The sequence below is a fragment of the Methanovulcanius yangii genome, assembly GCF_018687785.1.
Lineage (GTDB): Archaea > Halobacteriota > Methanomicrobia > Methanomicrobiales > Methanomicrobiaceae > Methanovulcanius > Methanovulcanius yangii.
The window spans coordinates 1-11012 of the sequence record NZ_LTBL01000002.1 but is presented as its reverse complement, the minus strand read 5'-3'; the positions used below and the strand labels follow the sequence as shown (position 1 = coordinate 11012).

20 protein-coding genes are annotated in these 11012 nt (G+C 58.2%); all 20 read left to right on the top strand.

Annotated elements, in window-relative coordinates:
- Window positions 1-555, top strand: a 555-nt coding sequence (locus AZH53_RS11360) for a DUF5979 domain-containing protein (protein ID WP_319643693.1), incomplete at its 5' end; no start/stop codon positions are given.
- Window positions 556-745: 190 nt separating this feature from the next.
- Window positions 746-895 carry a hypothetical protein gene (locus tag AZH53_RS11355; RefSeq protein WP_319643692.1) on the top strand — a complete coding sequence of 50 codons (150 nt, stop codon included), beginning with the start codon at window positions 746-748 and terminating at the stop codon, window positions 893-895.
- A 125-nt stretch (window positions 896-1020) separates the two neighbouring features.
- Window positions 1021-1464 carry a hypothetical protein gene (locus AZH53_RS11350; RefSeq protein WP_319643691.1) on the top strand — a complete coding sequence of 148 codons (444 nt, stop codon included), beginning with the start codon at window positions 1021-1023 and terminating at the stop codon, window positions 1462-1464.
- The gene (locus AZH53_RS11345) at window positions 1452-1607 is read left to right on the top strand and encodes a hypothetical protein (protein WP_319643690.1); all 156 of its coding nucleotides are present in this window, start codon (window positions 1452-1454) and stop codon (window positions 1605-1607) included. Before AZH53_RS11350 ends, AZH53_RS11345 begins: the two co-directional genes overlap by 13 nt.
- A 244-nt stretch (window positions 1608-1851) precedes the next feature.
- Window positions 1852-2130 (top strand): hypothetical protein, encoded by a 279-nt coding sequence (locus tag AZH53_RS11340; RefSeq protein ID WP_319643689.1) that lies wholly within the window; start codon window positions 1852-1854, stop codon window positions 2128-2130.
- Complete coding sequence (locus tag AZH53_RS11335) at window positions 2060-2431, top strand: hypothetical protein (protein ID WP_319643688.1); 372 nt, start codon at window positions 2060-2062, stop codon at window positions 2429-2431. The genes AZH53_RS11340 and AZH53_RS11335 overlap by 71 nt, the downstream gene beginning before the upstream one ends.
- A gap of 218 nt (window positions 2432-2649) precedes the next feature.
- Entirely contained in the window at window positions 2650-2970 is a 321-nt protein-coding gene (locus AZH53_RS11330; protein ID WP_319643687.1) for a hypothetical protein, read from the top strand.
- Complete coding sequence (locus AZH53_RS11325; protein ID WP_319643686.1) at window positions 2901-4073, top strand: MSCRAMM family protein; 1173 nt, start codon at window positions 2901-2903, stop codon at window positions 4071-4073. The genes AZH53_RS11330 and AZH53_RS11325 overlap by 70 nt, the downstream gene beginning before the upstream one ends.
- On the top strand, window positions 4004-4786 hold the full coding sequence (locus tag AZH53_RS11320) for a collagen binding domain-containing protein (RefSeq protein WP_319643685.1): 783 nt from the start codon (window positions 4004-4006) through the stop codon (window positions 4784-4786). The genes AZH53_RS11325 and AZH53_RS11320 overlap by 70 nt, the downstream gene beginning before the upstream one ends.
- Complete coding sequence (locus AZH53_RS11315; RefSeq protein WP_319643684.1) at window positions 4774-5061, top strand: hypothetical protein; 288 nt, start codon at window positions 4774-4776, stop codon at window positions 5059-5061. Before AZH53_RS11320 ends, AZH53_RS11315 begins: the two co-directional genes overlap by 13 nt.
- Complete coding sequence (locus tag AZH53_RS11310) at window positions 5049-7415, top strand: MSCRAMM family protein (RefSeq protein WP_319643683.1); 2367 nt, start codon at window positions 5049-5051, stop codon at window positions 7413-7415. The genes AZH53_RS11315 and AZH53_RS11310 overlap by 13 nt, the downstream gene beginning before the upstream one ends.
- On the top strand, window positions 7313-8485 hold the full coding sequence (locus AZH53_RS11305) for an MSCRAMM family protein (RefSeq protein ID WP_319643682.1): 1173 nt from the start codon (window positions 7313-7315) through the stop codon (window positions 8483-8485). The genes AZH53_RS11310 and AZH53_RS11305 overlap by 103 nt, the downstream gene beginning before the upstream one ends.
- Window positions 8412-8783: a hypothetical protein gene (locus tag AZH53_RS11300; RefSeq protein ID WP_319643681.1), complete on the top strand. Its 372-nt coding sequence runs from the start codon at window positions 8412-8414 to the stop codon at window positions 8781-8783. The genes AZH53_RS11305 and AZH53_RS11300 overlap by 74 nt, the downstream gene beginning before the upstream one ends.
- Window positions 8683-9063: a DUF5979 domain-containing protein gene (locus tag AZH53_RS11295; RefSeq protein ID WP_319643680.1), complete on the top strand. Its 381-nt coding sequence runs from the start codon at window positions 8683-8685 to the stop codon at window positions 9061-9063. The genes AZH53_RS11300 and AZH53_RS11295 overlap by 101 nt, the downstream gene beginning before the upstream one ends.
- Window positions 9064-9178: 115 nt before the next feature.
- Window positions 9179-9304 carry a hypothetical protein gene (locus AZH53_RS11290; RefSeq protein ID WP_319643679.1) on the top strand — a complete coding sequence of 42 codons (126 nt, stop codon included), beginning with the start codon at window positions 9179-9181 and terminating at the stop codon, window positions 9302-9304.
- Window positions 9301-9450, top strand: a complete 150-nt coding sequence (locus tag AZH53_RS11285) for a hypothetical protein (protein WP_319643678.1) — start codon at window positions 9301-9303, stop codon at window positions 9448-9450. Before AZH53_RS11290 ends, AZH53_RS11285 begins: the two co-directional genes overlap by 4 nt.
- A gap of 1 nt (window position 9451) precedes the next feature.
- On the top strand, window positions 9452-9889 hold the full coding sequence (locus AZH53_RS11280; protein WP_319643677.1) for a DUF5979 domain-containing protein: 438 nt from the start codon (window positions 9452-9454) through the stop codon (window positions 9887-9889).
- Between the two features lie 113 nt (window positions 9890-10002).
- A complete protein-coding gene (locus AZH53_RS11275; RefSeq protein ID WP_319643676.1) occupies window positions 10003-10521 on the top strand; it encodes a hypothetical protein in 519 nt (172 codons plus the stop codon).
- A gap of 155 nt (window positions 10522-10676) precedes the next feature.
- Complete coding sequence (locus AZH53_RS11270) at window positions 10677-10841, top strand: hypothetical protein (protein ID WP_319643675.1); 165 nt, start codon at window positions 10677-10679, stop codon at window positions 10839-10841.
- On the top strand, window positions 10829-11012 hold a 184-nt coding region (locus AZH53_RS11265; RefSeq protein WP_319643674.1), incomplete at its 3' end, for a hypothetical protein. The genes AZH53_RS11270 and AZH53_RS11265, both read left to right, overlap by 13 nt.

Below are 11012 nucleotides of genomic sequence, written 5' to 3'. Positions count from 1 at the left end.
TTTGAGATCTGTATCACCGGTCCTTCGTATCCGAGTGGTGACTGTAAGAGCACGACCGGCGGCGTCCTGAGATGGGACGACCTGATTCCCGGCACCTACACGGTCACGGAATCTGCTCTCGGCAGTGAGTGGGAAGTCCCCGTCATCGACGACTCCGGCGCTACTGTTACAAGTGGTGGTGTCGGAACCGCGACGGTGACGAACGAGTACATCCTCGGCTCCCTTGAGGTAACGAAAGATGTCATCTGGAACGGCGTAACTCCCGACGGAACTCTCTTTGAGATCTGTATCACCGGTCCTTCGTATCCGAGTGGTGACTGTAAGAGCACGACCGGCGGCGTCCTGAGATGGGACGACCTGATTCCCGGCACCTACACGGTCACGGAATCTGCTCTCGGCAGTGAGTGGGAAGTCCCCGTCATCGACGACTCCGGCGCTACTGTTACAAGTGGCGGTGTCGGAACCGCGACGGTGACGAACGAGTACATCCTCGGCTCCCTTGAGGTAACGAAAGATGTCATCTGGAACGGCGTAACTCCCGACGGAACTCTTTGAGATCTGTATCACCGGTCCTTCGTATCCGAGTGGTGACTGTAAGAGCACGACCGGCGGCGTCCTGAGATGGGACGACCTGATTCCCGGCACCTACACGGTCACGGAATCTGCTCTCGGCAGTGAGTGGGAAGTCCCCGTCATCGACGACTCCGGCGCTACTGTTACAAGTGGCGGTGTCGGAACCGCGACGGTGACGAACGAGTACATCCTCGGCTCCCTTGAGGTAACGAAAGATGTCATCTGGAACGGCGTAACTCCCGACGGAACTCTCTTGAGATCTGTATCACCGGTCCTTCGTATCCGAGTGGTGACTGTAAGAGCACGACCGGCGGCGTCCTGAGATGGGACGACCTGATTCCCGGCACCTACACGGTCACGGAATCTGCTCTCGGCAGTGAGTGGGAAGTCCCCGTCATCGACGACTCCGGCGCTACTGTTACAAGTGGCGGTGTCGGAACCGCGACGGTGACGACGAACGAGTACATCCTCGGCTCCCTTGAGGTAACGAAAGATGTCATCTGGAACGGCGTAACTCCCGACGGAACTCTCTTTGAGATCTGTATCACCGGTCCTTCGTATCCGAGTGGTGACTGTAAGAGCACGACCGGCGGCGTCCTGAGATGGGACGACCTGATTCCCGGCACCTACACGGTCACGGAATCTGCTCTCGGCAGTGAGTGGGAAGTCCCCGTCATCGACGACTCCGGCGCTACTGTTACAAGTGGTGGTGTCGGAACCGCGACGGTGACGAACGAGTACATCCTCGGCTCCCTTGAGGTAACGAAAGATGTCATCTGGAACGGCGTAACTCCCGACGGAACTCTCTTTGAGATCTGTATCACCGGTCCTTCGTATCCGAGTGGTGACTGTAAGAGCACGACCGGCGGCGTCCTGAGATGGACGACCTGATTCCCGGCACCTACACGGTCACGGAATCTGCTCTCGGCAGTGAGTGGGAAGTCCCCGTCATCGACGACTCCGGCGCTACTGTTACAAGTGGCGGTGTCGGAACCGCGACGGTGACGAACGAAGTACATCCTCGGCTCCCTTGAGGTAACGAAAGATGTCATCTGGAACGGCGTAACTCCCGACGGAACTCTCTTTGAGATCTGTATCACCGGTCCTTCGTATCCGAGTGGTGACTGTAAGAGCACGACCGGCGGCGTCCTGAGATGGGACGACCTGATTCCCGGCACCTACACGGTCACGGAATCTGCTCTCGGCAGTGAGTGGGAAGTCCCCGTCATCGACGACTCCGGCGCTACTGTTACAAGTGGCGGTGTCGGAACCGCGACGGTGACGAACGAGTACATCCTCGGCTCCCTTGAGGTAACGAAAGATGTCATCTGGAACGGCGTAACTCCCGACGGAACTCTCTTTGAGATCTGTATCACCGGTCCTTCGTATCCGAGTGGTGACTGTAAGAGCACGACCGGCGGCGTCCTGAGATGGGACGACCTGATCCCGGCACCTACACGGTCACGGAATCTGCTCTCGGCAGTGAGTGGGAAGTCCCCGTCATCGACGACTCCGGCGCTACTGTTACAAGTGGTGGTGTCGGAACCGCGACGGTGACGAACGAGTACATCCTCGCTCCCTTGAGGTAACGAAAGATGTCATCTGGAACGGCGTAACTCCCGACGGAACTCTCTTTGAGATCTGTATCACCGGTCCTTCGTATCCGAGTGGTGACTGTAAGAGCACGACCGGCGGCGTCCTGAGATGGGACGACCTGATTCCCGGCACCTACACGGTCACGGAATCTGCTCTCGGCAGTGAGTGGGAAGTCCCCGTCATCGACGACTCCGGCGCTACTGTTACAAGTGGCGGTGTCGGAACCGCGACGGTGACGAACGAGTACATCCTCTCCCCTTGAGGTAACGAAAGATGTCATCTGGAACGGCGTAACTCCCGACGGAACTCTCTTTGAGATCTGTATCACCGGTCCTTCGTATCGAGTGGTGACTGTCGACGGCGGCGTCCTGAGATCCTGATTTACACGGTCACGGAATCTGCTCTCCGAAGTTGACAAAACGGCGCGACGAGAGATGGGACGCCTACTGCCCGGCGGTGGGAACGCAGTGAGAGTGGGAAGTGGAAGGCGAAAGTTACAAGTGGCGGTGTCGGAACCGCGACGTGACGAACGAGTACATCCTCGGCTCCCTTGAGGTAACGAAAGATGTCATCTGGAACGGCGTAACTCCCGACGGAACTCTCTTTGAGATCTGTATCACCGGTCCTTCGTATCCGAGTGGTGACTGTAAGAGCACGACCGGCGGCGTCCTGAGATGGGACGACCTGATTCCCGGCACCTACACGGTCACGGAATCTGCTCTCGGCAGTGAGTGGGAAGTCCCCGTCATCGACGACTCCGGCGCTACTGTTACAGTGGCGGTGTCGGAACCGCGACGGTGACGAACGAGTACATCCTCGGCTCCCTTGAGGTAACGAAAGATGTCATCTGGAACGGCGTAACTCCCGACGGAACTCTCTTTGAGATCTGTATCACCGGTCCTTCGTATCCGAGTGGTGACTGTAAGAGCACGACCGGCGGCGTCCTGAGATGGGACGACCTGATTCCCGGCACCTACACGGTCACGGAATCTGCTCTCGGCAGTGAGTGGGAAGTCCCCGTCATCGACGACTCCGGCGCTACTGTTACAAGTGGCGGTGTCGGAACCGCGACGGTGACGAACGAGTACATCCTCGGCTCCCTTGAGGTAACGAAAGATGTCATCTGGAACGGCGTAACTCCCGACGGAACTCTCTTTGAGATCTGTATCACCGGTCCTTCGTATCCGAGTGGTGACTGTAAGAGCACGACCGGCGGCGTCCTGAGATGGGACGACCTGATTCCCGGCACCTACACGGTCACGGAATCTGCTCTCGGCAGTGAGTGGGAAGTCCCCGTCATCGACGACTCCGGCGCTACTGTTACAAGTGGCGGTGTCGGAACCGCGACGGTGACGAACGAGTACATCCTCGGCTCCCTTGAGGTAACGAAAGATGTCATCTGGAACGGCGTAACTCCCGACGGAACTCTCTTTGAGATCTGTATCACCGGTCCTTCGTATCCGAGTGGTGACTGTAAGAGCACGACCGGCGGCGTCCTGAGATGGGACGACCTGATTCCCGGCACCTACACGGTCACGGAATCTGCTCTCGGCAGTGAGTGGGAAGTCCCCGTCATCGACGACTCCGGCGCTACTGTTACAAGTGGCGGTGTCGGAACCGCGACGGTGACGAACGAGTACATCCTCGGCTCCCTTGAGGTAACGAAAGATGTCATCTGGAACGGCGTAACTCCCGACGGAACTCTCTTTGAGATCTGTATCACCGGTCCTTCGTATCCGAGTGGTGACTGTAAGAGCACGACCGGCGGCGTCCTGAGATGGGACGACCTGATTCCCGGCACCTACACGGTCACGGAATCTGCTCTCGGCAGTGAGTGGGAAGTCCCGTCATCGACGACTCCGGCGCTACTGTTACAAGTGGCGGTGTCGGAACCGCGACGGTGACGAACGAGTACATCCTCGGCTCCCTTGAGGTAACGAAAGATGTCATCTGGAACGGCGTAACTCCCGACGGAACTCTCTTTGAGATCTGTATCACCGGTCCTTCGTATCCGAGTGGTGACTGTAAGAGCACGACCGGCGGCGTCCTGAGATGGGACGACCTGATTCCCGGCACCTACACGGTCACGGAATCTGCTCTCGGCAGTGAGTGGGAAGTCCCCGTCATCGACGACTCCGGCGCTACTGTTACAAGTGGCGGTGTCGGAACCGCGACGGTGACGAACGAGTACATCCTCGGCTCCCTTGAGGTAACGAAAGATGTCATCTGGAACGGCGTAACTCCCGACGGAACTCTCTTTGAGATCTGTATCACCGGTCCTTCGTATCCGAGTGGTGACTGTAAGAGCACGACCGGCGGCGTCCTGAGATGGGACGACCTGATTCCCGGCACCTACACGGTCACGGAATCTGCTCTCGGCAGTGAGTGGGAAGTCCCCGTCATCGACGACTCCGGCGCTACTGTTACAAGTGGCGGTGTCGGAACCGCGACGGTGACGAACGAGTACATCCTCGGCTCCCTTGAGGTAACGAAAGATGTCATCTGGAACGGCGTAACTCCCGACGGAACTCTCTTTGAGATCTGTATCACCGGTCCTTCGTATCCGAGTGGTGACTGTAAGAGCACGACCGGCGGCGTCCTGAGATGGACGACCTGATTCCCGGCACCTACACGGTCACGGAATCTGCTCTCGGCAGTGAGTGGGAAGTCCCCGTCATCGACGACTCCGGCGCTACTGTTACAAGTGGCGGTGTCGGAACCGCGACGGTGACGAACGAGTACATCCTCGGCTCCCTTGAGGTAACGAAAGATGTCATCTGGAACGGCGTAACTCCCGACGGAACTCTCTTTGAGATCTGTATCACCGGTCCTTCGTATCCGAGTGGTGACTGTAAGAGCACGACCGGCGGCGTCCTGAGATGGACGACCTGATTCCCGGCACCTACACGGTCACGGAATCTGCTCTCGGCAGTGAGTGGGAAGTCCCCGTCATCGACGACTCCGGCGCTACTGTTACAAGTGGTGGTGTCGGAACCGCGACGGTGACGAACGAGTACATCCTCGGCTCCCTTGAGGTAACGAAAGATGTCATCTGGAACGGCGTAACTCCCGACGGAACTCTCTTTGAGATCTGTATCACCGGTCCTTCGTATCCGAGTGGTGACTGTAAGAGCACGACCGGCGGCGTCCTGAGATGGGACGACCTGATTCCCGGCACCTACACGGTCACGGAATCTGCTCTCGGCAGTGAGTGGGAAGTCCCCGTCATCGACGACTCCGGCGCTACTGTTACAAGTGGCGGTGTCGGAACCGCGACGGTGACGAACGAGTACATCCTCGGCTCCCTTGAGGTAACGAAAGATGTCATCTGGAACGGCGTAACTCCCGACGGAACTCTCTTTGAGATCTGTATCACCGGTCCTTCGTATCCGAGTGGTGACTGTAAGAGCACGACCGGCGGCGTCCTGAGATGGGACGACCTGATTCCCGGCACCTACACGGTCACGGAATCTGCTCTCGGCAGTGAGTGGGAAGTCCCCGTCATCGACGACTCCGGCGCTACTGTTACAAGTGGCGGTGTCGGAACCGCGACGGTGACGAACGAGTACATCCTCGGCTCCCTTGAGGTAACGAAAGATGTCATCTGGAACGGCGTAACTCCCGACGGAACTCTCTTTGAGATCTGTATCACCGGTCCTTCGTATCCGAGTGGTGACTGTAAGAGCACGACCGGCGGCGTCCTGAGATGGGACGACCTGATTCCCGGCACCTACACGGTCACGGAATCTGCTCTCGGCAGTGAGTGGGAAGTCCCCGTCATCGACGACTCCGGCGCTACTGTTACAAGTGGCGGTGTCGGAACCGCGACGGTGACGAACGAGTACATCCTCGGCTCCCTTGAGGTAACGAAAGATGTCATCTGGAACGGCGTAACTCCCGACGGAACTCTCTTTGAGATCTGTATCACCGGTCCTTCGTATCCGAGTGGTGACTGTAAGAGCACGACCGGCGGCGTCCTGAGATGGGACGACCTGATTCCCGGCACCTACACGGTCACGGAATCTGCTCTCGGCAGTGAGTGGGAAGTCCCCGTCATCGACGACTCCGGCGCTACTGTTACAAGTGGCGGTGTCGGAACCGCGACGGTGACGAACGAGTACATCCTCGGCTCCCTTGAGGTAACGAAAGATGTCATCTGGAACGGCGTAACTCCCGACGGAACTCTCTTTGAGATCTGTATCACCGGTCCTTCGTATCCGAGTGGTGACTGTAAGAGCACGACCGGCGGCGTCCTGAGATGGGACGACCTGATTCCCGGCACCTACACGGTCACGGAATCTGCTCTCGGCAGTGAGTGGGAAGTCCCCGTCATCGACGACTCCGGCGCTACTGTTACAAGTGGCGGTGTCGGAACCGCGACGGTGACGAACGAGTACATCCTCGGCTCCCTTGAGGTAACGAAAGATGTCATCTGGAACGGCGTAACTCCCGACGGAACTCTCTTTGAGATCTGTATCACCGGTCCTTCGTATCCGAGTGGTGACTGTAAGAGCACGACCGGCGGCGTCCTGAGATGGGACGACCTGATTCCCGGCACCTACACGGTCACGGAATCTGCTCTCGGCAGTGAGTGGGAAGTCCCCGTCATCGACGACTCCGGCGCTACTGTTACAAGTGGCGGTGTCGGAACCGCGACGGTGACGAACGAGTACATCCTCGGCTCCCTTGAGGTAACGAAAGATGTCATCTGGAACGGCGTAACTCCCGACGGAACTCTCTTTGAGATCTGTATCACCGGTCCTTCGTATCCGAGTGGTGACTGTAAGAGCACGACCGGCGGCGTCCTGAGATGGGACGACCTGATTCCCGGCACCTACACGGTCACGGAATCTGCTCTCGGCAGTGAGTGGGAAGTCCCCGTCATCGACGACTCCGGCGCTACTGTTACAAGTGGCGGTGTCGGAACCGCGACGGTGACGAACGAGTACATCCTCGGCTCCCTTGAGGTAACGAAAGATGTCATCTGGAACGGCGTAACTCCCGACGGAACTCTCTTTGAGATCTGTATCACCGGTCCTTCGTATCCGAGTGGTGACTGTAAGAGCACGACCGGCGGCGTCCTGAGATGGGACGACCTGATTCCCGGCACCTACACGGTCACGGAATCTGCTCTCGGCAGTGAGTGGGAAGTCCCCGTCATCGACGACTCCGGCGCTACTGTTACAAGTGGCGGTGTCGGAACCGCGACGGTGACGAACGAGTACATCCTCGCTCCCTTGAGGTAACGAAAGATGTCATCTGGAACGGCGTAACTCCCGACGGAACTCTCTTTGAGATCTGTATCACCGGTCCTTCGTATCCGAGTGGTGACTGTAAGAGCACGACCGGCGGCGTCCTGAGATGGGACGACCTGATTCCCGGCACCTACACGGTCACGGAATCTGCTCTCGGCAGTGAGTGGGAAGTCCCCGTCATCGACGACTCCGGCGCTACTGTTACAAGTGGCGGTGTCGGAACCGCGACGGTGACGAACGAGTACATCCTCGGCTCCCTTGAGGTAACGAAAGATGTCATCTGGAACGGCGTAACTCCCGACGGAACTCTCTTTGAGATCTGTATCACCGGTCCTTCGTATCCGAGTGGTGACTGTAAGAGCACGACCGGCGGCGTCCTGAGATGGGACGACCTGATTCCCGGCACCTACACGGTCACGGAATCTGCTCTCGGCAGTGAGTGGGAAGTCCCCGTCATCGACGACTCCGGCGCTACTGTTACAAGTGGCGGTGTCGGAACCGCGACGGTGACGAACGAGTACATCCTCGGCTCCCTTGAGGTAACGAAAGATGTCATCTGGAACGGCGTAACTCCCGACGGAACTCTCTTTGAGATCTGTATCACCGGTCCTTCGTATCCGAGTGGTGACTGTAAGAGCACGACCGGCGGCGTCCTGAGATGGGACGACCTGATTCCCGGCACCTACACGGTCACGGAATCTGCTCTCGGCAGTGAGTGGGAAGTCCCCGTCATCGACGACTCCGGCGCTACTGTTACAAGTGGCGGTGTCGGAACCGCGACGGTGACGAACGAGTACATCCTCGGCTCCCTTGAGGTAACGAAAGATGTCATCTGGAACGGCGTAACTCCCGACGGAACTCTCTTTGAGATCTGTATCACCGGTCCTTCGTATCCGAGTGGTGACTGTAAGAGCACGACCGGCGGCGTCCTGAGATGGGACGACCTGATTCCCGGCACCTACACGGTCACGGAATCTGCTCTCGGCAGTGAGTGGGAAGTCCCCTCATCGACGACTCCGGCGCTACTGTTACAAGTGGCGGTGTCGGAACCGCGACGGTGACGAACGAGTACATCCTCGGCTCCTTGAGGTAACGAAAGATGTCATCTGGAACGGCGTAACTCCCGACGGAACTCTCTTTGAGATCTGTATCACCGGTCCTTCGTATCCGAGTGGTGACTGTAAGAGCACACCGGCGGCTCCTGAGATGGGACGACCTGATTCCCGGCACCTACACGTCACGGAATCTGCTCTCGGCAGTGAGTGGGAAGTCCCGTCATCGACGACTCCGGCGTACTGTTACAAGTGGCGGTGTCGGAACCGCGACGGTGACGAACGAGTACATCCTCGGCTCCCTTGAGGTAACGAAAGATGTCATCTGGAACGGCGTAACTCCCGACGGAACTCTCTTTGAGATCTGTATCACCGGTCCTTCGTATCCGAGTGGTGACTGTAAGAGCACGACCGGCGGCGTCCTGAGATGGGACGACCTGATTCCCGGCACCTACACGGTCACGGAATCTGCTCTCGGCAGTGAGTGGGAAGTCCCCGTCATCGACGACTCCGGCGCTACTGTTACAAGTGGTGGTGTCGGAACCGCGACGGTGACGAACGAGTACATCCTCGGCTCCCTTGAGTAACGAAAGATGTCATCTGGAACGGCGTAACTCCCGACGGAACTCTCTTTGAGATCTGTATCACCGGTCCTTCGTATCCGAGTGGTGACTGTAAGAGCACGACCGGCGGCGTCCTGAGATGGGACACCTGATTCCCGGCACCTACACGGTCACGGAATCTGCTCTCGGCAGTGAGTGGGAAGTCCCCGTCATCGACGACTCCGGCGCTACTGTTACAATGGCGGTGTCGGAACCGCGACGGTGACGAACGAGTACATCCTCGGCTCCCTTGAGGTAACGAAAGATGTCATCTGGAACTGCGTAACTCCCGACGGAACTCTCTTTGAGATCTGTATCACCGGTCCTTCGTATCCGAGTGGTGACTGTAAGAGCCGACCGGCGGCGTCCTGAGATGGGACGACCTGATTCCCGGCACCTACACGTCACGGAATCTGCTCTCGGCAGTGAGTGGGAAGTCCCCGTCATCGACGACTCCGGCGCTACTGTTACAAGTGGCGGCGGTGTCGGAACCGCGACGGTGACGAACGAGTACATCCTCGGCTCCCTTGAGGTAACGAAAGATGTCATCTGGAACGGCGTAACTCCCGACGGAACTCTCTTTGAGATCTGTATCACCGGTCCTTCGTATCCGAGTGGTGACTGTAAGAGCACGACCGGCGGCGTCCTGAGATGGGACGACCTGATTCCCGGCACCTACACGGTCACGGAATCTGCTCTCGGCAGTGAGTGGGAAGTCCCCGTCATCGACGACTCCGGCGCTACTGTTACAAGTGGCGGTGTCGGAACCGCGACGGTGACGAACGAGTACATCCTCGGCTCCCTTGAGTAACGAAAGATGTATCTGGAACGGCGTAACTCCCGACGGAACTCTCTTTGAGATCTGTATCACCGGTCCTTCGTATCCGAGTGGTGACTGTAAGAGCACGACGGCGGCGTCCTGAGATGGGACGACCTGATTCCCGGCACCTACACGGTCACGGAATCTGCTCCGGCAGTGATGGAAGTCCCCGTCATCGACGACTCCGGCGCTACTTTACAAGTGGCGGTGTCGGAACCGCGACGGTGGACGAACGAGTACATCCTCGGCTCCTTGAGGTAACGAAAGATGTCATCTGGAACGGCGTAACTCCCGACGGAACTCTCTTTGAGATCTGTATCACCGGTCCTTCGTATCCGAGTGGTGACTGTAAGAGCACGACCGGCGGCGTCCTGAGATGGGACGACCTGATTCCCGGCACCTACACGGTCACGGAATCTGCTCTCGGCAGTGAGTGGGAAGTCCCCGTCATCGACGACTCCGGCGCTACTGTTACAAGTGGCGGTGTCGGAACCGCGACGGTGACGAACGAGTACATCCTCGGCTCCCTTGAGGTAACGAAAGATGTCATCTGGAACGGCGTAACTCCCGACGGAACTCTCTTTGAGATCTGTATCACCGGTCCTTCGTATCCGAGTTGGTGACTGTAAGAGCACGACCGGCGGCGTCCTGAGATGGGGACGACCTGATTCCCGGCACCTACACGGTCACGGAATCTGCTCTCGGCAGTGAGTGGGAAGTCCCCGTCATCGACGACTCCGGCGCTACTGTTACAAGTGGTGGTGTCGGAACCGCGACGGTGACGAACGAGTACATCCTCGGCTCCCTTGAGGTAACGAAAGATGTCATCTGGAACGGCGTAACTCCCGACGGAACTCTCTTTGAGATCTGTATCACCGGTCCTTCGTATCCGAGTGGTGACTGTAAGAGCACGACCGGCGGCGTCCTGAGATGGACGACCTGATTCCCGGCACCTACACGGTCACGGAATCTGCTCTCGGCAGTGAGTGGGAAGTCCCCGTCATCGACGACTCCGGCGCTACTGTTACAAGTGGCGGTGTCGGAACCGCGACGGTGACGAACGAGTACATCCTCGGCTCCCTTGAGGTAACGAAAGATGTCATCTGGAACGCGG

Excerpts from the sequence above, each read along its gene's own strand:
- AZH53_RS11345 (WP_319643690.1), top strand. The coding sequence starts at position 1,452 with ATGGACGACCTGATTCCCGGCACCTACACGGTCACGGAATCTGCTCTC.
- AZH53_RS11315 (WP_319643684.1), top strand. The coding sequence starts at position 4,774 with ATGGACGACCTGATTCCCGGCACCTACACGGTCACGGAATCTGCTCTC.
- AZH53_RS11310 (WP_319643683.1), top strand. The coding sequence starts at position 5,049 with ATGGACGACCTGATTCCCGGCACCTACACGGTCACGGAATCTGCTCTC.
- AZH53_RS11290 (WP_319643679.1), top strand. The coding sequence starts at position 9,179 with ATGGGACACCTGATTCCCGGCACCTACACGGTCACGGAATCTGCTCTC.
- AZH53_RS11280 (WP_319643677.1), top strand. The coding sequence starts at position 9,452 with ATGGGACGACCTGATTCCCGGCACCTACACGTCACGGAATCTGCTCTC.
- AZH53_RS11275 (WP_319643676.1), top strand. The coding sequence starts at position 10,003 with ATGGGACGACCTGATTCCCGGCACCTACACGGTCACGGAATCTGCTCC.